The following is a 22673-nucleotide window of genomic DNA, read 5'->3' on the forward strand; positions in this document are numbered from 1 at the left end:
TCGAATGCTCTGCCGAATGCCTTGACCACGCGCAGGATTGTTGCATGCAGACTATTCCACGCTTACCCGGCCTACTATCCGGTTCGTGCATAGACTATCCCGATACTGCAAGAATGGGCGCGCTGCCGGGCAGTCATTCGTCGGACCAGATGAACCCGGGGTTCGCCACGTTCGGGATCCGTTTGCGCGCGTGCCGTGCATCGGCACGCGCGCTCCGCATCGCTTACTGGCTCGCGGGAGTGCCTGTGGCCTTCTGCTGAGCCTTCGGCACGTTTGCCGGGTAGTTCGGGTCGTACTGGCCTGCTCGATATCCCGAGCTTTCAAGTTGCTTCAACTCCGCATTCTTTCTCGCGCGCGCGGCCTTGCGCTTGGCCTTGCGCTGCGCACGCAACTCTTTTTTCGTGAGCGACGCCGAAGCGGCCGTCGCAGGCGCTGAAACCGCCTCGCTCGCCGGCTGTGCGAATGCCACGAGGGGAGTCCCTGATATCGACAGCAGCGCTGCCGTCAACACCAACCCGCGGATTTTTCTGCCTGTTTCCATGTCGTTTTCCTTTTTTCGTTCAGCGTGGTGCGGCCTTCATGCATGAATCTCAGAACAGCGTGCGCACGCCGATCCGGGCGATACCCTGATTCGACGAGGTGGAAGCGCCCAGTTCCGCCGGCAACTGGACACCGTTGATCTGTGCATTGGAGTCGTGGCTGCCGCGCTGATACACGCCCTGCACGTAGACGAGCGAGCGCTTCGAAAGCAGATAGCTGAGCGTCGCACCGACCTGGTTCGCGTGCACGTTATTCAGCTCGTTATTGCCCTTCATATAGAGATACGTGCCACCGAGCGTCACGTCCGGCACGATGATCCAGTTCGCGCCGATTTGCGCGGCGTAGACGGAGGCGCCCGAATTCACGTTGCGTGTGGTGGTGAAAAGCGCGGCCATCGTCACCGCGCCGAAATCGTAGTGGCCGCCCACGCCCCACGTGCGAAACGGATTGATATCGGCGGAGGTTTGACCCTGATAGCGCACACCGGTATAGGCCGCCGCAAGGCCGACCGGGCCGGCCGCGTACGTCACCGTCGCGCTGAACGTCGACCCCGCCGAGAACGCCCCGGGCACGCCGCCAAGCCCGTAGAGCAGGCCGAAAGAAATACCGTGAAACGAGGGTGATTGGTATTTGACTGCGTTGAACACCTGTTCGTCCGCACCGCGATCCCAATCGGTCGAGCCGCTCGGATTGCCTGCGCCGTTCGGGTTGCGCGACGGCAAGCCCAGGCTCTGAAACGGGCCGCTGCGGAAATTGTAGAGACCGCCCGCGAGAATGCCTGGCTCGTTGCTACCGCGTGCAAACGAGTCATACATAAAATCGAACTGATTGCCCAATGTGAGCGTGCCAAGACGGTCCGACGACAAACCCACATACGCCTGGCGGCCGAAAATCCCTTGCCCCGGGATATTGCTGCCGAGCCCGATCTGGAATTGCGATTCGAGCACGAACAGCGCACGTACGCCGCTGCCCAGATCCTCGTTGCCGCGTAGGCCAATGAAGGTCGGCCCGTTAATGCCGTCGTCGAACTTGGTGACGGAATGACCGCCCTGATTGCTGACCCACGAAATGCCTGCGTCGAGCAACCCGTAGATCTGCACACTGCTTTGCGCGAACGCCGGCGCGCAAAGACTCCCCAACGCCAGACAGAATGCCTGCTTGCCCGTGACTTTCATTGCCGTTGACCTTTTTCTATAGAGATGAGTCTGTCCATGCCGCTAATATGCTTGATACGCGGTACATTTCCCTGCGCAACGACGCCCGCCCGGCAGCAGGGAAACCGGGTGGCCCAATCCTCACGCGGCGGTCGGCATGCGTCCGAGGCACATCTCCACCGTCGGCACGAAGGCGCCGGGCGCGCACGTGCCAGCCTCTATCTGCGTGTCGGCACCACGTGCGGCTTCAAGCGCGCCTCGCTCGTCAAGCGCAATCAATGCGTTCAGTCCGCTGCGCTCGTATGCGCGGCGCGGCCGCGATAGTCATGTCGGATCAGAAGGCCGCACATTCCCATTCGCCTGGGGCGCGTCAGTCATGAAATTCGATGCCATGCGACGATCCGGTGTGCGTATCGAACTCGGCTCAGCTCCAGCCGAATGCGGCATCCTTGAGGGTTTCGGGCGAGGGATACGCCCGCTTGCTGTGCGCGAGGCCCAGGTCGAGAAACATCTCGCACAGCTTGTAGGCGATCACGCCGGGATTGAGCACGGGCACCGGCAGACGTGAGGCGAGCCACGCATGCGACTGATGCATTGTGGTAGAGCCGAGCACGATTACGTCCGCCCCGTCTTCGTCGATCGCGCGGCGCGCTTCGGCCTCGAGCTTCGCGAACACGATGTCCTCCTTGCCCGAAAGCAACGCTTCGGTGTCGGGGCGCACGTCGATGTGTCGAATGGAAGCGAGCCGGGATTCGAGACCGTATTCGCGCAACGTCTTCTGATAGAGCGGATACCAGCGCCGCCACATCGTAAGCACCGTGAAGCGATGGCCCAGCATCGCGGCGACATGAAATGCGCTTTGGCCCGGCGCCAGCACGGGAATCGAAAGACGCGCGCGCAGTGCGGCGATGCCCGAGTCGCTGACGGTGTTGATGCACACCGCGTCGAAGCCTTCGGCCTCGGCCTGCAGGCCCGCTTCGATAACCGCTCGCTCCATGACCGCCATGTCGTAGTAGGTGTCGGCAAGCATGATATGCCGGCCAGCGCCGAAGAAGCCCACCTCGATGTCATCGCGCACGATGCCGGGGGGCAATTGCGACTCGACCAGCCCACGCGTCTGATCGCTCATTGGAACCGGGAAAATTATTTTTACCCGCTTTTTATCGCTCACTCGTGCTCTCCAGTTGTCCCGCGTCGAATCGTCAGAGGCGCTGATCGCGCCGTTCCCGCGTCAACGTGTCCAGACGACACACATGATCTTCAGCATGCAAAGTACGAGTTCCGGGATGTAAATCACCCCCATGCCGCCGAACTCTTGCGCGACCGGCTCGGGCGAACCGGCCACGAATCACTGCCGGCCGATGTACCGGAAATCGGCCGCGCAATTCGTTCCTTCATGTTCATCGGCCTGTCGCTCATTACATCGTCTGGACAAAAGCACGAACTCGGGAGACCGGCTGCGCCATCGGATCGCGTTGGAAACATCGTAGGGTGTGCGGTGTTTTTGGGCTTCCCCTTCGCTGCATCAGCTATCCGATGAGTGCAATATCTTTTAATTGATATGTAATACGAATCTTGATATCAAAAAAAAGCGGGCCGAAGCCCGCTTTGACGTAAGCGCTTTAAGCGTCTGCTCAATCTTCGATCTGCTCGACCTTGTAGGCGGGCCGCTTGCCATCCGCAGTCTGCTTGAAACGCAAGCTCGAATCGCGACGTGCGCCTTGCACGCCCTTCGGCGGCTTCGCGATGCCGCGGTTCCAGCGGGCCGCCACCTTGCGCCACGTAATCGGCGAAATATCGGTGGCGACGAGTTTCTCATCTTCCCAGCCCGTTCCATCGGCGTAGAAGTTTTCCATCGCTTCGCGCGCGTAGATATCGCAATCGTTGAAGCCGTGCAGCGCAAGCGGCTTGTAGACGCGCTCGAACCGATACGTGTGGTCCTGCAGCTCTTCCGGCGTTTCGCAGATGCGCACGATCACTTCCCAGTATTCGTGCGTGTCGTCGGTAATTGGCACAAACCATTCGAGCTGTATCATCTTTTCGCCAGGCCAGTTCTCGACTGCTACGATGCCGGGCAGCGTGATCGAAGTGCGATACGGGCGGCCGCGAACGCCGGGCACCGAAAGTCCCAGCTCCTTGTTTTCGAGAACCGGCGTCCACTTTTCGGTACCCATCCACTGGAGCATGCCCTTCGGGCCATTTTCATCCTCGAACACGGCAATGCAGTCGTCGCCATTGGGCAGGATGCCGAGTGGCAAAATCCATTCGTTCGCGTGGACGATCGAGTTGTCTTTGTGCAGCAGCAGGTGGCCGTTGTCGATGCCGTTCTCGACGGCGATCCGCCAGTTGGTGTAGCCGATACGATGAATGCCCATCGCAACCGCGTTCTTGTCGAGCAGATGCGGCACTGCCGGCCAGTGCGGATGCGGAAAGCGCTCGCTATTCTCGGGGAAGCGCAGCGGCAGATCCTCGGCGAGCGGCGGCACGGCGTCGTCCGGGAAGTCGTCCGCGCGCACGAACACGAAGATCATGCCCGCGATTTCCTCCACCGGATACCACGTCACACCCATCGTGCCTACGAGTTTGTCGTCGGGGTTTGCGACGATGGTGGAAAGCAGGCCGTCGTCGAGATCGAACGTAAAACCGTGATACCAGCAAGTAATCGTCTTCTTGTTGAAGCACATCGGCTTCTCGGACAGACGAACGCCACGATGTAGGCATTGATCCTTCAGCGCATAGACCTTGCCTTCCGCGCGCCGCAACACGATCGGAATGCCGCAGATCTGGATCCCTTCAACCTGGTCCTCCGCAAGCTCGTTGCTGAATAGCACCGGATACCAGTGATTGACGAATCCCCACGCGGCATCCTTATACGGCTGATACTGACTTTGGGCGGCGCCCGCATTTCCATTGTTCTCAGTTTGACCGGTACCGTTACGGCGGCGCACAACTGGCTGATCGGACATGGACTGCTTCCTCCTTGATGACTACGTTTAGTTCTATCTGAATCGAACGTTGGTTCCATCATAGGCAGCAACCGATCAACACTCCTATCGAATCAATGCAACTCTATCCGGACAGTGCAAGAAAAATCAGCGAGCGAGCGTCTGCGAAGGCGTCTCGTTGAAAAGGCGCTTGTAATCGGCACTGAAGTGTCCGAGATGATTGAAACCCCAGTTGAACGCCACCGATGCGATGGTGCCTTTCGTCGGCGACATGACCTTCAATTCTTCGAAGACCCGGCGCAGACGCACGTCCTTGAGATGCTGCATCGGCGAGGTGTTGCGATAGCGCCTGAAGCCCGCGTAGAGCGAGCGGGTGCTCACGCCCACATGCGCGGCGATATCGCCGATCGTGATGGCGTCCTGCGCGTGCTCCTCGACGAAGCGCTCGGCACGGCGCACAAAAGCGGGGGTGATCGAGCGCTCGTCGCCCGCGCGCAACTCGGCGCTGTAGTTATTCGGCTGATGAATCAGCAGGGTCACGGCAAGCGTGCGCTCCATCTGCGTGCGCATCAGCGGAGGGAGCTCGGTCATGTCGGTCGAGAGCGCGTCGAAGAGCCAGCCTAACGTCCGCATCCATTGCTGGCTGCCCGGCTCGTGCAGGGGCATGATCGGCTGGAATTCTATGGGCTTGCGCAGCGATCGGCCCAGCGCCTGCTGGCAGCATGTGTTCAACAACTCGGAGTCGATGCGAGCGAACAGCTTCTCGGTACCCGCGTCGTGGTAAATACGCGTCTGCGCATGCGCGTTCAGCACCAGACCTTGTGTGGGTGTGCATGCCCAGCGATGGCCGTCGAACTCGACTTGTTCCTCGCCGCGAATGGGCATCTGTACGAGCAAAAACGATTCGAATGTCCGTGGCGTGATGGTAACGTTCGCGCCGTAACTCATGCGGCCGATGCCGGCGCAACCCAGTTTGCGGTAAAAGATCGTCGCATCGATCTTGTCGTCGACACCCGAGCTGCGAATCTCGCTCTCGCAGAACACGCGTTCGCACCACGACACTGCTTCATCGATATTCGTGGTCCGGCACAACGGGAATTGGGACAGTACGGTCTCGGGCGATGTCGCTGAAAAACCAGTCAAAAAGCTCATCGCGCCTCTCCTCGTCGAATCCACGATACTTCGCACTCGCAAAACAGACGCGCCTCGGAAATCCCCGAGGCGCGCATCCACTTGGGCCAGGCGGCTAGACCTGCCCTGCCTGTACTGCCCGTCTAGAATAGGTAGTCAAAAATCGATAGGCAATTGCGGCAACTACGAATGTCACGGGAGCCGACGAGCCGCTGATGTTCGGTGACTGGTTCATCACGATGATGCCCGCGGCCGCAGCCACGAACCATGCGCTCAGGCCGATGACGTTGAACGCAGGCACCGCTTCGATCGCTTCGTCGTCGCCGCCGAACGGATCTTCATAGCGTGTGGAAATGATGTGTGTCAGCGCAATCGCGACCCACGCGACAACGAACACGCCCTGGTATTGCAGCGCTTTGAGCAGATTGGCGAACAGGCCGGACAATGTAAGGGCGTAGACGATCACGCCAACAACGATCGCCCAGACGAATTTGGGTAACTTCAAACCCAATGCCTTTTCGAAGAAGGCATGTGTGTTGACAGTGGCGAGATAGTAATTCGCCGTGTTAATACGCGTTTGGGTGATCCACAGAAACAGGAAGCCGCCGATACCCATGAGCTTGAGCAGCGCCATCACCACGGACAGTTCGGAGAGCGGGCCGCTCGTGGGAATCGCGCTGACGAGGTAGATGCCGATCACGCCGTTGATCACGAGTGTCATAACCCAGAACGGCGCGCCGAAGTTGAAGAGCGCATGGTATCGTTCGTCTTCCTTCCTGCCGAAGCGCGCGAAGTCGAAGGCGGCCATCATGAAGGTCCATACGCCCATGTAAGCGACGAAGCAGTCCCACCAGCCGTTCGGGGAGCCGTTCGGGGAGCCGTTCCGGCCCGCGCCGAAATCGATCCAGTTCGGGTTGTAGCCGTACTCGTAAGTTGCCATTGCAACGGCTGCGAACAAACCGAAAATATAAAACGGCAGCAGGACGCCATTAAGTTTGTCCAGCCAGTGCTGCACACTGCCGAAGACAAGCGGCACCGAATACACGATCACGAGCAGCGCCGCGATCTGGAACGATATCTTCGGAAACAGCGTGTTGACGGCCACAGCCATCACGGAAGTCTCGAAAACCGTGTAATAGATCACCGTCACGGCAAAGATCAGCGTGGCGAGCAGCGCACCGACGCGCCCGAACAGGACGCGCGAGAAGAGCGCGACAGAGAGCCCGGTGCGCAGCGCAAAGCGGCTGATGACGTAGTTGGCTGACGAATAGACCACGACAGAAAGCACCATGCCGATGATCGCGTTCAACGCCCCGAAGTGGAGCGCGAGCGTCGCGCCGATCACAATAGGCACCATCGTGCTGCACAGCGACCACCAGGCCATCGTCAACGACAGCTTTGGCATCCGCCCTTTTATACCGATTCTTTCGGTTGAAAGATCTTCCTCGCTTGCTGCTTCCTGGACCAACGTACCTGGCATTATGACTCCCCTCTACGCGTTCGCGTCATTCCCCACAATCATATGGACTGCTTCACAAATTAATTGCGTCACGTCCGGGCGGGCGCGCTCACGAGCGCCCGCGTGCGTGCATCAGATGCTCATGCCGCCGTCCACCGACAATACGGCGCCGGTCACGTACGAGCTCTGCCCCGACAGCAGAAAGACCACCGCTTGCGCCACTTCCTCCGGCTGGGCAAGGCGGCGCATCGGAATCGCGTCATCGAGCAGATGCACATCGCCGCCCGTCGAGCGCATGTAGTTGGGCGTTTGCGTCGCGCCAGGACAAACGGCGTTGACGCGGATGTCACGCTGCGCGTATTCCTTCGCGACAGCGCGCGTGAGTCCCACGACGGCGTGTTTGCTGGCAACATAGTGCGCGATGCCGTCCATTCCTCGCAGCCCGAAGATCGACGCATTGTTGACAATCGCGCCACCACCAGCGCGCAACATGGCCTCGGTCTGGTACTTCACGCCGTAATAGACGCCCTTGAAGTTCAGATCGATGACCCATTCCGCTTCTTCGACGCTCGTCTGGTCGATCGGCTTGAAGTCGGCGTGACCGCCGGCGTTGTTGAAGGCGAAGTCGAGCCGGCCGAAGCGGGCTTCGGCGAAAGCGACGAGTGCCTCATTGTCCTCGCGGCGCGAAGCGTCTGCGGGCTTGATCTCGGCAACGCCGCCCGCTGCCTCGACTTCTTTCTTGACGGCGGCGAGCTTGTCCTCGCCGCGTCCGGCAAGAATCACGATCGCGCCCTCGCGCGCCAGCGCAAGCGCTGCTGCGCGCCCCATGCCGGAACCGGCGCCCGTAACGAGTCCAACCTTGTTATCCATCAGCATCATCGAATCCTCATGTTGTTTCGATTCAGGAAGTTCGTGGCTGAGAATAGCGATTCAATTTGGCTGATCACCTCCCTACGGTGCGCGCCCTATCCCGTGAGTGCAGGAAAGCGCTGACCCGATCGGATTGGCGTCATAGAAGGGTATGACGATCGGCTCATTCCTCATATTTTTACAGGGGAATCCGGCTCAGATGTCGCGTTAGCCAGTGCATCGTGACACAACCTCACAAAAATGTTGCGACGCGGCATTTTATCAGGGTGCCTGATAATTACGGACGTGTACAACGGCGTGCTCGGCGTGAATCGATGGGAGCACCGTGCAGCGGCGTCGCTGGTGCGAGCCGCCCCTGGAATGCCTAGTTCTCAGTAGCCGCCCCGCGTTTCGCGCAGAGTGCGCTGTGGAACGATGGGCACGCTTATAGGGCGCTGCCGCGGGATGACAATTGCGGAACGATTGCCGGCCAGCAGATCCGCGCTCCACGACCAGAATTGATGGCGCAGGCAAGTATCGCGTCCCTGATATGACGAAGCAGCGGGCACGGTCAATCGACGCTCTACCGCATGATCGCGACCGGCACATTCCCGAAACCATTCGAGCTCGTGCTCAGCCGCTCTGCATGGCTCGAGGAGGGCATTGATGCGCAGCTCGCCGAGCGCGCAGGGAAGCGCCCCGGCCTCGCGCTGGTCGCGGACGCTACGCATCAGTCACCGGCTGCGTGAAGGGCAGCACGTTCGATGCACGGCCCGCGCATCTTCCATCACCCCGCGCCGGCCCTCGAGCATATCTCGGCGCCGGTACCCGGAGACCGTCATCGACGATGATGGTATGTGCGAGCGCCTGCTCGGCCAGTGAAGCCGGATAGTCAATGCAGTCCGCGACCCAGTCCCGGAACGTCGATCGAAAACCATGCACGGTGATGTCGGCACGCTCCATCCGGCCAGAAGCAGCAGCATCGACATGTTCGACAGCGGCTTCCCTTCCTTGTCGCCGGGAAACAGCCATCCTCACTTTGCGTGGCTATCAATCTGCCTGCACACGAGCTCGACGGCCTCATCGCAGAGCGGCACGCGCAGTTCGACCTCGTACTTCATCCGAGCGCACGGAATTGTCCATACCTTCGCATCGAGGCTAACTCGTCGGGCCGGGCGACCTTCACCTTACTTGTGCGCGTCACCGTCAGGATCAGCAGGAGCAGCGCCTGACCGTGACGCGATGGCCAGAGCCAGAGAGCGGATTCGGTATCTTCAACACCGCCCCTGACCTGTATCAACCGCAAAATGCGGTTTTGCATGAGTATGATTGCAGGCGGTTTCGAGGTCTTGTCGACCGCAAAAACCGTTTTTCGATTGTAATGTCGTTGCACGCCCTCAACCGCGAAAAAACCGGATACGCCAAGATTTCACGGGTAAGGTGGGCAACAGAACAAGGCAGAGTCTCATTCTGCTTTTGCACTGCGTGCACTGACCATGGCGGCGGCTTCCTTGAGTGCTTCGATCAGGCGCTCGACGTTCGTGAATTCGAGCCGGGAAACCGGCATGACGATCTGCAACGCTGCACTCGCGACACCCGACCGGTCCGCGCAAACCGGCACCGCGATGGCAGCAACGGTTGGCTCGACTTCCGCATGGGAAACATAGTGCCCCGCCTTGCGTATGGCCCACAGGACCGAGCGCAACTCCTCGAACGACTGGGCCATGCCGCTTGCCCGGATCGCCTCCTCGTGCGTTTCGTATAGTGCAAGCAGCCGTGCGCGGGGAAAGGTTGACATCACCACCTTGGGCGCGGCGCCCCGAAACAGCATCCGGGGCCGGCCGCGGCCGTATTTCAGGGCAAGCGCCGGGTCCTTGGTCTCGCGATGCGTATCCACGAGTTCATGATCGAACCAGTGCGATATGACAACGTCGAAGCCAACCCGCTCGACGAGTTCGGCCATGATGGGTTGCGCGACCGAGAGCACGGGATCGGAATTACGTATCTCGTAGTCGAGCTTGATGATTTTCGGGCCCAGCCTGTATTCGCTGCCGACATGTTTGGCCAGCAGCCCGACGGCGAGCAGTTCACGAACATACCGGTATGCTGTTGAAGCCGAGCATCCCAGTTTTTCGCCGATCTGATCGGCCGTCAGAAACGGTGACTGTTCGCTGAACAGGTCCAGAATCGAAAGCAACTTGTTGAAAGCAGTCATGAAATGCTTTGTCTCTATGTGATCATGGCTGCGCCCATTGGGGAAGCGGCTTCGCACCGCTCCATCCAGCCGGTCACTGGCTCAACCGCCCCGCATCGACGATCAGGTCTGCACCGGTGATCATCCGTGCGTCGTCGGAGCCGAGGTAGGCAACAGCAGCCGCCACATCGCGCGGCTCGACGATTTTACCCATCGGATTGAGCGAGCGCATGAACTGCATGGCCGCATCGCGACTCCCATACTGCTCGGTGAGCTTCGCCTCGACGAGCGGTGTCCAGGCATAGCCCGGATGCACGGCGTTGACGCGAACATTGTAACCAAAACGGGCTGCGCTGATCGCCGCCTGCTTGGTCAGATTGCGCACCGCGCTCTTGCTCGCGCCGTAGGCGCCGTTGTCCTTTGAGCCAACGTAGCCCGCGATCGAACCCATGTTGACGATGGCGCCGCCTTCCGTTGAGGATTTCATGGCCTTGAGTGCAGCCTGAACGCCGAGAAAGCAGCCGTCCACGTTGACCGAAAAGACACGCCGCCATTCGTCAAGGCCGATCTCGTCGAACACGGCCGGGGCCGGCGACAGCGTTCCCGCATTATTGACGAGCATGTCGAAACGGCCAAAGCGGCGACGGGTTTCGGCAATAGCCAGTTCCCAGCTTTCGGGACTCGTCACGTCGAGCTGCACGCCGTGCACGCGGCCCGCAGCGCCGAACATCGTGTTGATCGCGTCCTGGCCCGGTAAGGAAAGATCGCCGAGCACCACCGAGGCACCCTCCTCGACGAGACGCGTCGCGATCGCCATGCCGAACGCGCCGACGCCACCCGTAACCAGAACTACCTTGTTTTCATATCTGTTCACTGTCTTCACCCAGCATCAATAAGAACGGACATCGACCTAGCCCATGCCCGTCGATGGAATAAATTGCGGCGCGCGTTTCTTATGCAGCGGGCTGTTGAGCGCGCACCTGTGCGCGCCTGATCCCGAAGCTCGCGACGAAGGCAATCGCCGAAATGGCCGCGACGTAAAGCGCAGGCGCGTTGAGCGAGCCGGTCTCCTGAATCAGCACGGACGCAACAATCGGTGCGAAGCTGCTGAAGACCACAACCGAAACGTTGTAGCACAACGCAATGCCACTAAAGCGCACGTGGACGGGAAAAAGATCCGCGAGCACGGCACCCCAGGTACCGGCCGTCAGCGAGAACACCAGCCACGCGAGGGAGCACAGCACGATCAGGTTCACAGAGTGCGAGGTCAGCGCGACATAGAACGGCCAGCTCAGCGCCACGAGCAGCGCCGCCGACACGCGCAAAATGTGGCGGCGCGGAATCTTGTCGCCGAGCCATGCTGCGGCCAGCAGGCCGAATGCGCCAACGATCAGCGAAATGTTCTGGGCGACGGCGGCGTCGCGCGGCACATAGCCGGCTTGCTGCGCCAGGAACGCTGGCATATGGCCATAGAAAATGCCGGTGAAACCGCCCATCGTCGCGATCGACAGCCCGCCGACGAGGACCGCGCCACCGTGCGTGCGAATCGTCTCGCGAAACGGTTGCTTGACGACCGAGCCCTGCATTTTCTTGAACTCCGGCGACTCTTCTAGATTGCGGCGCATCCAGTACGAAATGAGACCGAAAAGCCCGCCGAGGAAGAACGCGATGCGCCAGCCATAAAGTGCGGCGTTTTCCGGCGTGAGCAGCGTCTGCACCGCGACATTGACGCCGTTGGCCAGCAGGCCCGCGAAGTTCAGCGTTGCGATGATGATGCCGACCGCGAGGCCCGCGCGTGCGGGCGTCGCTTCTACCGCGTAAGTAATCGCGCCCGGCATTTCGCCGCCGATGCAAAAACCCTGCACCGCGCGCAGCAAAACCAGCATGATCGGCGCGGCGATGCCCCAGCTCGCATAGTTCGGCAGGAAGCTCATGCAAAACGTCACCGCACTGACGACGGCGATCGAAACGAGGAACACCCTGCGTCGGCCATAGCGGTCGCCGATGCTGCTGAGCACGATCCCGCCTAGCGGTCGAATGAAGTAGCCAATGGCCATCACCGCGAACGAAAGCAGCAGGCCGATGAACGACGAAGCCTCCGGGAAAAACTGTTTCGCGATGTAGTGCGCGAAAAAGCCATAAACCACGAAATCATAATATTCCAGTGCGCCGCCGAGGCTGGCCAGCAACACCATGCGCCATTGCGCACGCGTCATGCCCTGCCCCGCGGACCCTGATACGCCCGCTATCCCGTCTGCCGTGTAGCTCATTGTCTCGCTCCAATCAATATTAGATGCTGTTTTCCAGATCGACGGTTCGCGCGCACAGCGGTGCAACCGTCGATGGCCCTGGAAAAAGGCTTCCTTCTCTCTCTACGTGCAGTCAGTTTTACTCAGCAGCGACGCGGTTGCGTAGCACACCTACCTTGCTGACTTCCACCTCGACGATATCGCCGGCCTTCATGAAGACCGGCGGTTGACGCTTCGCGCCAACGCCGCCCGGCGTGCCGGTGACGATCACGTCACCCGGATTGAGTGTCACGAACGTGGAAACATACGAGATCAGCGTCGCGATCGGGAACAGCAGCAGATCGGTATTGGCGCGCTGCATCACTTCGCCGTTCAGGCGCGTTTCGAGCGTCAGCACATCGCTTTCACGAATCTCATCCGTCGTCACGAGCCATGGACCGAACGCCCCGGTGCCCTGAAAGTTCTTGCCTGGAATCCATTGCGACGTATGCAACTGCCAGTCGCGCACGCTGCCATCGTTGTAGCAGCTGTAGCCGGCGATGTGCTCGTAGGCCCTGTCCTCGGCGATGCGACGGCCGCCCTTGCCGATCACGACAGCGATCTCGCCTTCGTAATCGAGCTTGGCGGACTCCGGCGGAATCTTCATCTCCTGCTCGTGACCGAGCTGCGATTCGTTCACGCGCAGGAAGATGGTCGGCCGCTCGGTCGCTTCGCGCCGCGTTTCGGCGACGTGCGCGGCGTAGTTGAGACCCGCGCACGCGATGAGACCCGGATCGGCCACGACCGGACGAAACGCCTCGATCTCGCTCATCGCGAAGTCGGCGCTGGCACTGGCTGCCTTGTCTTTGAGCGCGTCGAGACCGAGCGTGCGCAGCGCGCCACCCAGATCCGTGTGGCCTATCCGGCTGCCCAGATCGATCACGCCATCGCCGACCACTGCGCCCACACCGGGCTTTGCATTGCGCACGTAACTAATGAACTTCATTGCTCCTCCATGGATACCTGCCCGTCCGATTGACAAACAGTGCGAATAGGCCGAAAGGAACGCGACCGGAACCTTGGCGCGACCCCGCTGGTGACAAAATATACACATCAAATTGCTTTACATCAAATATTTTCTTGATGTATTGTCACTTCAAGACAAAAACGGAGAAAACAATGAGAGTGGGACTGAACTTTAGCCATGTCGGCCTGTACGTCCTGGATCCTGGGCGCATGGAGCGCTTCTATCACGACGTGCTCGGCTTCACGGTGACGGACCGCGGGCGTTTGCCGGGGGCGGATGGCTGGGTCGATCTGGTGTTTTTGAGCCGCGATCCCGACGAGCACCATCAGGTTGTGCTCGCGACGGGGCGGCCCAACGGCGAGCACTTCAATGTCATCAACCAGATTTCGTTCAGGGCCGACAGCCTCAAGACCTTGTGTGCGTTCTACCGACGCCTCGTGGACCTCGACATGCAGGAAATCAAGCCGGTCACCCACGGCAACGCGATTTCGCTCTATGTGCGCGACCCGGAAGGCAACCGGCTAGAACTCTTCACCGATACGCCCTGGTACGTGTCACAACCGATGAAGGTGGACATCGATTTGTGCCAGCCGGAAGACGTTTTGATGCAACAGGTCGAAACTCACGCGCGCAGCTTGCCGGGGTTCGAGGCGCGCAGTACGTGGCGCGCGCGCATGGCACAACGGATGGAGGAAGACGCGACCAGGTAGACGGCGGCAGAGACAAGACAAAAGACGCGCAAACGCGCGGCAAATAAATCTAAAACAAAGGAAGACACAGATGAAACGTTACCTGCCCCTGGTGGCCGGGGTAGTCGCGTTTGGCGCGGCGAGCGCCCACGCACAAAGTTCAGTGACTCTTTACGGCATCGTCGATGCGGGGGTCAACTATGTGAGCAACGTCGCGGGACATAGCATGACGAGCGCGACGAGCGGCACGTTGAGTTCGAGCCGCTGGGGGCTCAACGGCACCGAGGATCTTGGTGGAGGCCTGCGCGCGCAGTTTTCGCTGGAAAACGGCTTTGACGTCATGAGCGGAAAGGCCGCTCAGAACGGGCGCCTGTTCGGCCGGCACGCTTACGTGGGTCTCGTCAGCGACCGATACGGCTCAGTCCTGCTCGGCCGCCAGTGGGACATTTTTGGTGACTATCTGTGGCAAGCCAATGCGTCGAACCGCTTTGGCGGCGTAATCGCGACGCACCCTGGCGATGTCGACAATCTCGACTCCTCGTACAAGACGAACAACGCGGTCAAATATCTGAGTCCGAGCTTTAATGGATTCTCCTTTGGCGGGGTCTATGGATTCGGCAATCAGGCAGGATCGATGTCACGTAATGCGATGTGGTCGACCGGTGTGCATTACCAGAATCGCTCGCTGAACCTCGGAGCGGGCTATGCCAACTTCAACCGCATCAACACCGCCAGCATGGATGGATCCGGCGCGGCGAAAGGCACCCTGCTCGTTGCGCCGCCCGTATTCAGCGGCTATCTTTCCGCGGAACGGATGGAGATTTATGCTCTCGGCGGAACGTATCAGGTCGGCAAATGGACGCTTGGCGGTTCGTTCAGCCACACGCGCTTCTCGAACCTCGGTTCGGATGCCGGCCCCAATCGACTCCATTACCACGATGACGTGCTGTTCTTTAACGGCGAAGTCAATGCGCTCTATGCCGTCACACCGAGTTTGTACACCGGAGTCGTGTACCACTACACATGGAGCCGGCCACACGACGAGCAGGGCGGCGCGCGCTACCATCAAGGCGGCTTCACCATCGACTATTCACTGAGCAAGCGGACTGATGTCTATATCCTGGCGCAGTATCAGCACGCGTCCGGGACCGATTCGCTCGGCGAGTCCGCCGTAGCCAATCTCGATGGATTCTCCGCATCGAACAGTTCGAATCAGTATGTGACTCGCGTGGGCGTGCGGCACCGATTCTGATCGCGCCATATGGGCGATCAGGTGATTCGGGGGGGCAGGCGCGTGTCTGTCTTCCTTTTCATCTTGGCATGGGTTGGAAACCTCGTCAGTGAGGCGGCGCCGCCTGTTCCGACAGGATTCCGAGATTTTAAGTGGAACCTAGGCCGCTTGAGTTTTCTGGACAGGGCTGACCGTTCGTGTCCGAATGCCAGGGACTTTCGCTCCGGCAAGAGCACGATGACGCGAGTCGCCGACGATTCGATGAGGAGATCAGATATGGAAGCGGTATCCAGAATGGCGGTGGATCTAGTAAAGCTTGTTATTCAGTTGCACTGCGTCGATCGACAAGAGCACGTGATCCTGCGGCACTCGATCCCCGCGGAGCGATTTGCCTGTTGATGTCCACGCAGAACTGACCCACTAAGGGGTGCAATTTTCATCGAATTTTGACCCACGTGATTGAATGCCCTGCTCAATCCTTGAGCAGGGGATACAAAGGTGATCACGGTGGGCATATTGGCCAAGATCAGGCGGATGTATTTCCGCGAGAAGGTCCCGCTGCGCGAGATTGCGAGGCGTACGGGCCTGTCCCGAAACACGGTGCGCAGCTGGCTGCGGCAGACCGATGCCGTCGAGCCGAAGTATCCGAAGCGCGTCAGTCCAAGCGTCGTCGACGAGTGGGCCGCACAGCTGACGGGCTGGCTGCGGGCTGACAGTCATCGCCCGAAGCGTGACCGGCGCACTGCGCGGTTCATGTTCGAGGCGATCCGCGGCGAGGGCTATGCCGGCAGCTACGGCCGCGTCAGCGCGTTTGTTCGGCGCTGGCATGAGGAGCAGGCCGAAGCTCCACGCAGAAAGGCCTACGTACCACTGGCCTTCGAGCCCGGCGAGGCGTTCCAGTTCGACTGGAGCTGTGAATACGCCTTCATCGGCGGCCTGCGGCGACGCCTGGAGGTCGCCCACGTCAAGCTGAACGCCAGCCGCGCCTTCTGGCTGGTCGCCTATCCCACCCAGAGTCACGAGATGCTGTTCGACGCACACGCCCGCGCATTCGCCGCGTTCGGCGGCGTGCCCCGGCGCGGCATCTACGACAACATGAAGACCGCTGTGGACAAGGTTGATCGGCGAACTCACCGATACATTTGGCTTCACGGGGCACGCGGGAATTGTTTCCGGCGCAGACCGGGTGCTTGTGGCGTCGAAATACGGCACGTACCCGCTGCAGCATGCCGGGGGCGTCAAGCTGCACAAGCCCGCGAACGACTCGGTCGTCGGGCGCGTCATTCTCGCGCGCAAAACCGACGCAGAGGTCCTGGAGCAGCTCGGATACCGGTCGATCGACGACACGTGCAATGGCGTTCGCGGCGACGTATTGCTCGAAAATATCGCCGCTGTACGAGGCCTTCCGGTCGTATACGTGAAAGACTTCGCCACGCCGGGTATTTCCTCGATCGTTACGTCGGTCAGCGACCCCGGAAACGGCGAGGTGATCGGTTTTTCCCTTTCGTACCCAAGCGCGGCGGCAGACGCCAAACTGTCGAAACGGATGATCGAAGAGGTGGAATCGCACGCGCGCGAAATTGGCCGACAGGTTCGCGATCCCGCCTGGACAAAGGTTCTGGAAGCAAGTCGGCCCAATCAGGTGCACTCGGTTCGGTGAATCGGCTAGCGTGGCCCGATTGGAACGCCGAGGACCGCCGATTGGCGGCCCTCGCAGGCCGGGAATTGTTGAGCCGGTTGCCACGTCGACGTTCATTCCAGATCGCGGTTCGCGGCTTGCGCTGGCGCTGTCCGCCCGGGCGCTGCCTTTCTGCACCGCACCGTGCTCGAAGCGATCAGAGATACGCAGGCTCCGTGCACGGCGACGCGATCCGCGAATCTCCCGGCCGCGTCAGATCGACTCCCGCAGTTGCAACTGGACCTTGCCGTTACGAATCGGCATCATGTCGGGACTGTCTTCGCCCACTTCGCGTTCCATCGTCTCATTGAGCTTTTCGTTCAGCGACAGAATCAGTTCGCCGTTTCGCTTGCGGTCGACAGCCAGGTTGCGCATTTCACCGGGATCGCTCGCAAGGTCGTAGACCTCGACATCGTTCTTCGCGAACAGCGTTTCCAGCGTGGTCGGTCGATTGAACTCGAGTGGCGAGAAATAGCGGCTGAAACGATACCGTCCATCGAACACGCTGCGAATCGTGCCGCGCAGCCGAAAGTCGGGCTGTTGCGCAAGCGCGCGGCGGAGAATTTCCTCCTCCGGCACGCCCTTTTCGTGGAGCGTCTTGAACTCCTTGATCATCCACTCGCTGTCGTAGTAGAGCAGCATCGCGTAGTTGAAGAGCGCCGTCGAACGCACCGCGTCGACACGAGCCTGCTGCGGCCTCGCAAGCAATTGCGTGAGGTCGTGTCCCTTCAGCGCGTTGCCGCCGATCGCCCGCAGACGGTGCGCATCCAGGCCGGTGAGACCGAGCAACGTCGGCGTGATGTCGACGTGCGAGGTCAGCGCATCGCAACGCTTACCGCCGGGGTACGCCGGATGGCGGATCACGAGCGGAACGTGATTCTGTTGCGCGTAGGTCGTCGCGCCCTTGTCGACGAGCTGGTGCGCACCGGCGTGGTCGCCATGATCGGCCGTCATGACAATGATCGTCTTTTCGTCGAGACCGAGCGACTGAAGCGTCTGCATGAGCCGCACGACATGCGTGTCGCAATCGCGAATGCAGTTGAAGTAGGTGTTCTGGTAGACGCGGACGCGCTCGTCCGTGAACGGAAAGCGCCCGACCAGGTGCACGTGCGCATTGTTGTACATGCCGTGCGCGGGCGGACGGCCCGGCTCGTCATACGGCTGACGCCGCGAAGCGGCGAGCGGCACGTTGTTCCAGGTCCGCTGGTACAGCGCGTCGTCGGGCGGCGGCGCGTTGCCGAGGATCATCGTGTTGGCGCGCTGCAGATCCGATCCGTGCGGATCGGTGTTCACGAACATCACGTCGTGAGGATTGACGAGATTGACCGCGAGGAACCACGGCTTGCCCTCCTTCGCGAGTTGCGGCGCGCGCGTGCGCATCCAGCTCACCGCGGACTCGGTCGTGATGCCGTCGTAGTTGTACCCGCCACGCACTTCGCCGATCAGGTCGCCGACGCCGAAGTAGTCGTCGAAGCCGTATTCCTTGATCTTCTTGTGATAGTCCGAAACAGGGGCGCTGTACGGACTGTTCGTTTCGTGCAGGCTGCCGCTCAGATGCCATTTCCCGAGATACGCGGCATGGTAGCCGGCGTCGTGCATCATGTGGCCAACCGTGCGAATGTCCGTGGACATGTCGGTCTGCCATGGCACGCCCGCGTTATCAAGCACACCCGTGTGTTGCGTATGTTGGCCTGTGTAGATCGTCGAGCGCGATGGAGAGCACACGCAGGACGCGATCTGATGTTGCGTGAACGTGGTGCCATCGCGGCGCAACGCTTCGCGGCCGGGCACCGGGAACGGCCACGTGTCGAAGTAGCGTTCCTGATCCGTCAGGATGAACAGAATGTTGTAGCCAGGCGGTGCGCTGTCCGGCGCGACCCGCGCTGCATTCGACGCGTTCGACAGATTGCGCGGCGTGGCCGCGCCATCTGGCTCCTGCGTTGCGGTCTCCGCGGCCCGGGCCATGCCCGTTGCCGCCATGGCCGCGCTCGCCCCCGCCACCTTGAGGAAATGCCGCCGGCCGTCGTTCGCAGGCAAGTCCGCGTCCGGGCTGCCTGAGTGCTTTCGATCGCTCATACGAATGTCTCCATGTTTTCTTGTCGGCTATCCGTATCGGCTTTACCGGACGCCTGATTCATTCTGTAGCAAGACACGATACGATTCGATGAAAGATGGACACCGATCAATAACCTGACGGTAATCGATTCGTCCTCCCGCCGGCTTCAACGCTTCGCGCTGCCGGCGCGGCTGCTCCTTGGTCCATGCGCTGGTCCACGTATCAGGAGGATTGCGACAGCTCCCGCACATAGCACGGGTATTCCTGCTTCTGCATGCGCGTCGCATCAAGATCCACCGTGGCGACGCAGAGCGTCGTCTCCTCAGATGTTTCGCCGATTGGCTGGCCGTCAGCCGACACGGCGAAGCCACCGCCGCCGAATACCTGCCCATGTGGCGCAGGGCCGTGGCGGTTCGAGCTGACGAAGCAAGCCCCGGACACGATGGCGGCCAGCGCGCCGGCCGCTTTCCAGCGGTACATCGATGTGCCGCTTGCGCGAGGTGCGACGATCACGTCTGCACGTGCCTTGCCGTATGCGCGCGCGTGCTCGTTGAAGAACAGTTCCGTGCAAAGCAGCACCCCGACCCTGATCGCACCCACGTCGACGCACTGGAAACCGTCCATGCCGCGCACGAACCAGCTTTCCTCGAAGAAACCGGGCTCCTGCGGGAAAAATTTCTTGTGATGCACGGGGCGGTAGCAATCGCGCTCGAGCACGAACGCCTCGTTCGCAAGCCGGTCACCGAATGACACAGGGCGCGACGAAATCGCCGCACCCACCTCCAGCCGGCTGAGTTCATCGAGGGCCCGCTCGTGCAATTCAACCCAGCGCTGCGCGGCGGCCGCGTCGTACTCGGGCAGTTCCGGCTGCCATGTCCCGAATGGCATTTCGTTGGTGGCCAGGAGATCCGCGTTCGCAGCGGAGACCACGCGACGGATCTGCTCCCAAGCGCCCCCCTCCGGTAGCAGACCGTCGGGCCATTGCACGTACGCGATTCTTGCACTTTTCATCTTGCTTCCTTGCCATGTGTAAGTACATCGCATACCGAACCAACGGAAAACACCGTCGGCCTTGCCTGCTGGAGATCCATACCCGCGAGGCGCACTTCGTCATTGACCGCAGCCTCTATCCAGCCGGGACATCCCTGCGCTGGACTCGCCTGAAGTTTTCACGATACTGCTGCGCGCTGACCCCGAGCCGTCGCTGGAACACCAGCCTCATCTGATTCGGGCTGGCGAATCCACACCTGAATGCGACAGCCTTCATGGGCTCGTCGGAGCCTTCGAGCAGCACGCGTGCGGCATCCAGCCTGGCACCCTCCATAAAATTCGCCGGCGTAATGCGAGCATCGCGAACGAACACGCGAGCAAAGTTCCGGGGGCTCATGGAGACCACGGCAGCAAGCGCCTCTACCGACAGGTTGTGTGTCAGGTTTTCCAATACGAAACGCTGCGCAATGCTGACCGGCGATTCCTCCATCACATAATGCGTCAGGTATGGGCTGAACTGGGATTGCCCGCCGCTGCGCTGCGTATACACCACGAGGCGTTTGGCAACGTTCAGGGAAACCTCGGCGCCCACGTCCTCGCTCAGGAGGAAGAGCGACAAGTCGATGCCAGCGGTGACACGTGCCGACGTGTAGAGCTTTCCATCGCTGAGATAAATCCTGTCGGATTCGACCGTTGCCTCCGGAAAGCACTCCGATAGCCGGCTTGCGTCATTCCAGTGCGTCGTGACCCGCCTCTCCCTCAGCAAACCCGCGTGCCCGAGCAAGAACGCACCGTTACAGATGGAGCCGAATTTCTTCGAACGCTCCGACGCCTCGGCAAGCCACCTCGAGAACGCCTGGTCCTTCGCCCGCCGTGGCAAGGAAGGCCCGCCGGCAACCAGAAGGAGGACGAAGCATTCCGATGACTCGGCGTAGTAGAGATCCGGAACGATGGTTGCCCCATTGGAGCACCGCACCGGACCGGGATCCGCACCGACGAGCTTCAGGCTGTAATGCTCCGACGGCATCAGGAAACGATTCGCCTCGGCGAAGACATCAAGCGGCCCGAAAACATCAAGCGACTGCACACCCTGGAAGACGACTAAGGCTACCTCTCTCATGACCGTGTCACCAATCTCGTTCGATTCACCTGCTGCTTCACTCGAATAGTGTCATGTAACGCAGCTGCCAGAGCATGGCTGGCAGCATTCGCGCTTATCTTGGCAGGAATTGGCCGCAATCGCGGCTGGAACGAACGGCATCGTCCTCCCATAATTTCCTGCCATGAATGCGTTGCCGTGGGGCCTCGCACCGTACCAGGAGAATACAGATGACGGCAGTACAGGCAATTGAAGCGGAACGAGTCGGCCCTTCGTTCTCGGTCGACGGAATGCTGCAAGCACGGGCAAAGGCGCGACAGGCAATAGCAGAGATCGCCGCACGAATTCGACCAGGCATGATCGAAGAGGACGCAGTGGCCATGGCCAAGCAGGTGCTCGTCGATTCGGGCCTCTCGTTGACCTGGCACCCGACTCGCGTTCGCTTCGGAACGAACACGACCCGGGCGATGAAACAACCGTCGGAAGCCGGGATCGTTCTCGCCGAAAACGACATTTTCTTCATCGACATGGCGCCGCGCTTCGAGTCGTGGGAAGGCGACGGTGGAGCAACCTTCACGGTCGGCAACAACGAAGAGCACGCGCGCTGTGCAAGAGACGCCGAGATCCTCTTCCACGACGTCCGCCGCTACTGGGAAACGGCAAGGGCGACGGGCCGCGCGCTGTACGCCTATGCGGAACAGCAAGCGCGTGAGATGGGACGGGTACTGAATTTTGACCTTCCGGGCCATCGCGTCTCCGATTTTCCGCACGCAGCGATCCACACCGGCGCCTTGGCCGATGCAGATTTCACGCCCTCTCCGATGCGCTGGATTCTCGAAATCCACCTCCGTCACCCCGAGAAGCCCTTCGGCGCCTTCTACGAGGATCTCCTGCTGGCTGACGAGTATTACCCGAGCCAACGATAAGACGGTCCAGGTTTCATCAGGGAAATCGGCCATGCGCCATGCCCTGTGACCGAACACGCAATAGCTGCCTGTATTTACTGGAGATAGATTTTGTCCTGGGCACTACTCACCATCGCCGGCTTCCTTGAGATTGCTTTTGCATTCGGCATGAAATGGTCCGCCGGCTTCAGCCGCCTCTGGCCAAGCGTTTATGCAGTTGTGACCGGCGTGTCCAGCATCGTGCTGCTGACCGTTTCGTTGCGGGCATTGCCGGTGGGTACCGCCTACGCGGTATGGACGGGGATTGGAGCCGCGGGCACCGCGGTCGTGGGGATGCTGTTCCTCGGAGAGTCTACGTCACCCGCCAGAATTGCGTGCATTGCGCTCATTCTGTGTGGCGTCATCGGCTTGAAGTTCGCGGCCGGCGAGAGCGCCTGACCCAGAGCGCTCGATTCAGGGTCTGCCGATTCGACGCCGACCAGCGAGTCGCGCGGCACT

At 60.6% G+C, this 22673-nt stretch carries 21 protein-coding genes and 1 pseudogene; 7 read left to right on the forward strand and 15 right to left on the reverse strand.

Annotation, left to right across the window (positions count from 1 at the left end; all coding sequences use genetic code 11):
* Positions 1–223: 223 nt before the first annotated feature.
* The 7 genes from DIE12_RS11310 to DIE12_RS11340 all read right to left on the reverse strand — a co-directional run bounded on the left by DIE12_RS11310 (position 224) and on the right by DIE12_RS11340 (position 8108).
* Positions 224–541 carry a DUF4148 domain-containing protein gene (locus DIE12_RS11310; RefSeq protein WP_124551226.1) on the reverse strand — a complete coding sequence of 106 codons (318 nt, stop codon included), beginning with the start codon at positions 539–541 and terminating at the stop codon, positions 224–226.
* A gap of 49 nt (positions 542–590) precedes the next feature.
* Positions 591–1715 (reverse strand): porin, encoded by a 1125-nt coding sequence (locus DIE12_RS11315; protein WP_124551227.1) that lies wholly within the window; start codon positions 1713–1715, stop codon positions 591–593.
* Between the two features lie 403 nt (positions 1716–2118).
* Positions 2119–2865, reverse strand: a complete 747-nt coding sequence (locus DIE12_RS11320; RefSeq protein ID WP_260429015.1) for an aspartate/glutamate racemase family protein — start codon at positions 2863–2865, stop codon at positions 2119–2121.
* 463 nt (positions 2866–3328) lie between these two features.
* Positions 3329–4660: a Rieske 2Fe-2S domain-containing protein gene (locus tag DIE12_RS11325; RefSeq protein ID WP_124551228.1), complete on the reverse strand. Its 1332-nt coding sequence runs from the start codon at positions 4658–4660 to the stop codon at positions 3329–3331.
* A gap of 126 nt (positions 4661–4786) precedes the next feature.
* Complete coding sequence (locus DIE12_RS11330) at positions 4787–5791, reverse strand: AraC family transcriptional regulator (protein WP_124551229.1); 1005 nt, start codon at positions 5789–5791, stop codon at positions 4787–4789.
* A 94-nt stretch (positions 5792–5885) separates the two neighbouring features.
* Entirely contained in the window at positions 5886–7250 is a 1365-nt protein-coding gene (locus tag DIE12_RS11335) for a cytosine permease (protein ID WP_124551230.1), read from the reverse strand.
* Between the two features lie 111 nt (positions 7251–7361).
* Entirely contained in the window at positions 7362–8108 is a 747-nt protein-coding gene (locus tag DIE12_RS11340; RefSeq protein ID WP_260429016.1) for an SDR family NAD(P)-dependent oxidoreductase, read from the reverse strand.
* Between the two features lie 560 nt (positions 8109–8668).
* Between DIE12_RS11340 and DIE12_RS11345 the strand changes: the two genes are divergently transcribed.
* On the forward strand, positions 8669–8827 hold the full coding sequence (locus DIE12_RS11345) for a transcriptional regulator (RefSeq protein ID WP_124551231.1): 159 nt from the start codon (positions 8669–8671) through the stop codon (positions 8825–8827).
* 368 nt (positions 8828–9195) lie between these two features.
* Here the strand turns inward: DIE12_RS11345 and DIE12_RS11355 are convergent, their stop codons facing one another.
* The 5 genes from DIE12_RS11355 to DIE12_RS11375 all read right to left on the reverse strand — a co-directional run bounded on the left by DIE12_RS11355 (position 9196) and on the right by DIE12_RS11375 (position 13506).
* Positions 9196–9471 carry a hypothetical protein gene (locus tag DIE12_RS11355; RefSeq protein WP_124551232.1) on the reverse strand — a complete coding sequence of 92 codons (276 nt, stop codon included), beginning with the start codon at positions 9469–9471 and terminating at the stop codon, positions 9196–9198.
* 72 nt (positions 9472–9543) lie between these two features.
* Complete coding sequence (locus tag DIE12_RS11360; RefSeq protein ID WP_124551233.1) at positions 9544–10293, reverse strand: IclR family transcriptional regulator; 750 nt, start codon at positions 10291–10293, stop codon at positions 9544–9546.
* A 73-nt stretch (positions 10294–10366) separates the two neighbouring features.
* Entirely contained in the window at positions 10367–11155 is a 789-nt protein-coding gene (locus DIE12_RS11365) for an SDR family NAD(P)-dependent oxidoreductase (protein ID WP_260429017.1), read from the reverse strand.
* Positions 11156–11225: 70 nt separating this feature from the next.
* On the reverse strand, positions 11226–12542 hold the full coding sequence (locus DIE12_RS11370) for an MFS transporter (protein ID WP_260429018.1): 1317 nt from the start codon (positions 12540–12542) through the stop codon (positions 11226–11228).
* A 118-nt stretch (positions 12543–12660) separates the two neighbouring features.
* A complete protein-coding gene (locus tag DIE12_RS11375; protein ID WP_124551255.1) occupies positions 12661–13506 on the reverse strand; it encodes a fumarylacetoacetate hydrolase family protein in 846 nt (281 codons plus the stop codon).
* 173 nt (positions 13507–13679) lie between these two features.
* Between DIE12_RS11375 and DIE12_RS11380 the strand changes: the two genes are divergently transcribed.
* The 4 genes and pseudogenes from DIE12_RS11380 (at position 13680) to DIE12_RS11395 (ending at position 17107) form a co-directional block, all read left to right on the forward strand.
* Positions 13680–14237 carry a VOC family protein gene (locus DIE12_RS11380; protein WP_124551234.1) on the forward strand — a complete coding sequence of 186 codons (558 nt, stop codon included), beginning with the start codon at positions 13680–13682 and terminating at the stop codon, positions 14235–14237.
* Positions 14238–14307: 70 nt separating this feature from the next.
* On the forward strand, positions 14308–15468 hold the full coding sequence (locus DIE12_RS11385; RefSeq protein ID WP_124551235.1) for a porin: 1161 nt from the start codon (positions 14308–14310) through the stop codon (positions 15466–15468).
* Positions 15469–15954: 486 nt separating this feature from the next.
* Positions 15955–16590 (forward strand): annotated as a pseudogene (gene istA, locus DIE12_RS11390) (IS21 family transposase); the annotation flags it as partial.
* A complete protein-coding gene (locus tag DIE12_RS11395; RefSeq protein ID WP_185641240.1) occupies positions 16565–17107 on the forward strand; it encodes an IclR family transcriptional regulator C-terminal domain-containing protein in 543 nt (180 codons plus the stop codon). The pseudogene istA and the gene DIE12_RS11395, both read left to right, overlap by 26 nt.
* A gap of 231 nt (positions 17108–17338) precedes the next feature.
* Here the strand turns inward: DIE12_RS11395 and DIE12_RS11400 are convergent, their stop codons facing one another.
* The 3 genes from DIE12_RS11400 to DIE12_RS11410 form a co-directional block, all read right to left on the reverse strand.
* A complete protein-coding gene (locus DIE12_RS11400; protein ID WP_124551236.1) occupies positions 17339–19201 on the reverse strand; it encodes a sulfatase-like hydrolase/transferase in 1863 nt (620 codons plus the stop codon).
* Positions 19202–19403: 202 nt separating this feature from the next.
* Positions 19404–20192, reverse strand: a complete 789-nt coding sequence (locus tag DIE12_RS11405; RefSeq protein ID WP_124551237.1) for a carbon-nitrogen hydrolase family protein — start codon at positions 20190–20192, stop codon at positions 19404–19406.
* Positions 20193–20307: 115 nt separating this feature from the next.
* Positions 20308–21291 (reverse strand): GlxA family transcriptional regulator, encoded by a 984-nt coding sequence (locus tag DIE12_RS11410; protein ID WP_124551238.1) that lies wholly within the window; start codon positions 21289–21291, stop codon positions 20308–20310.
* A gap of 209 nt (positions 21292–21500) precedes the next feature.
* Between DIE12_RS11410 and DIE12_RS11415 the strand changes: the two genes are divergently transcribed.
* Together DIE12_RS11415 and DIE12_RS11420 are read left to right on the forward strand one after the other, a co-directional pair.
* Positions 21501–22196 carry a M24 family metallopeptidase gene (locus DIE12_RS11415; RefSeq protein ID WP_124551239.1) on the forward strand — a complete coding sequence of 232 codons (696 nt, stop codon included), beginning with the start codon at positions 21501–21503 and terminating at the stop codon, positions 22194–22196.
* A gap of 90 nt (positions 22197–22286) precedes the next feature.
* The gene (locus DIE12_RS11420) at positions 22287–22613 is read left to right on the forward strand and encodes a multidrug efflux SMR transporter (RefSeq protein WP_124551240.1); all 327 of its coding nucleotides are present in this window, start codon (positions 22287–22289) and stop codon (positions 22611–22613) included.
* Positions 22614–22673: the final 60 nt, after the last annotated feature.

Source organism: Burkholderia sp. Bp9015, from assembly GCF_003853505.1.
GTDB lineage: Bacteria > Pseudomonadota > Gammaproteobacteria > Burkholderiales > Burkholderiaceae > Burkholderia.

Bases quoted from the DNA above. Each gene is read 5' to 3' on its own strand.
- DIE12_RS11385 (WP_124551235.1), top strand. From the start codon at position 14,308: ATGAAACGTTACCTGCCCCTGGTGGCCGGGGTAGTCGCGTTTGGCGCG.
- DIE12_RS11370 (WP_260429018.1), bottom strand. From the start codon at position 12,542: ATGAGCTACACGGCAGACGGGATAGCGGGCGTATCAGGGTCCGCGGGG.
- DIE12_RS11375 (WP_124551255.1), bottom strand. From the start codon at position 13,506: ATGAAGTTCATTAGTTACGTGCGCAATGCAAAGCCCGGTGTGGGCGCA.
- DIE12_RS11330 (WP_124551229.1), bottom strand. From the start codon at position 5,791: ATGAGCTTTTTGACTGGTTTTTCAGCGACATCGCCCGAGACCGTACTG.
- DIE12_RS11415 (WP_124551239.1), top strand. From the start codon at position 21,501: ATGACGGCAGTACAGGCAATTGAAGCGGAACGAGTCGGCCCTTCGTTC.
- DIE12_RS11400 (WP_124551236.1), bottom strand. From the start codon at position 19,201: ATGAGCGATCGAAAGCACTCAGGCAGCCCGGACGCGGACTTGCCTGCG.
- DIE12_RS11360 (WP_124551233.1), bottom strand. From the start codon at position 10,293: ATGACTGCTTTCAACAAGTTGCTTTCGATTCTGGACCTGTTCAGCGAA.
- DIE12_RS11345 (WP_124551231.1), top strand. From the start codon at position 8,669: ATGATCGCGACCGGCACATTCCCGAAACCATTCGAGCTCGTGCTCAGC.
- DIE12_RS11380 (WP_124551234.1), top strand. From the start codon at position 13,680: ATGAGAGTGGGACTGAACTTTAGCCATGTCGGCCTGTACGTCCTGGAT.
- DIE12_RS11315 (WP_124551227.1), bottom strand. From the start codon at position 1,715: ATGAAAGTCACGGGCAAGCAGGCATTCTGTCTGGCGTTGGGGAGTCTT.
- DIE12_RS11405 (WP_124551237.1), bottom strand. From the start codon at position 20,192: ATGAAAAGTGCAAGAATCGCGTACGTGCAATGGCCCGACGGTCTGCTA.
- DIE12_RS11340 (WP_260429016.1), bottom strand. From the start codon at position 8,108: ATGATGCTGATGGATAACAAGGTTGGACTCGTTACGGGCGCCGGTTCC.
- DIE12_RS11310 (WP_124551226.1), bottom strand. From the start codon at position 541: ATGGAAACAGGCAGAAAAATCCGCGGGTTGGTGTTGACGGCAGCGCTG.
- DIE12_RS11335 (WP_124551230.1), bottom strand. From the start codon at position 7,250: ATGCCAGGTACGTTGGTCCAGGAAGCAGCAAGCGAGGAAGATCTTTCA.
- DIE12_RS11325 (WP_124551228.1), bottom strand. From the start codon at position 4,660: ATGTCCGATCAGCCAGTTGTGCGCCGCCGTAACGGTACCGGTCAAACT.
- DIE12_RS11410 (WP_124551238.1), bottom strand. From the start codon at position 21,291: ATGAGAGAGGTAGCCTTAGTCGTCTTCCAGGGTGTGCAGTCGCTTGAT.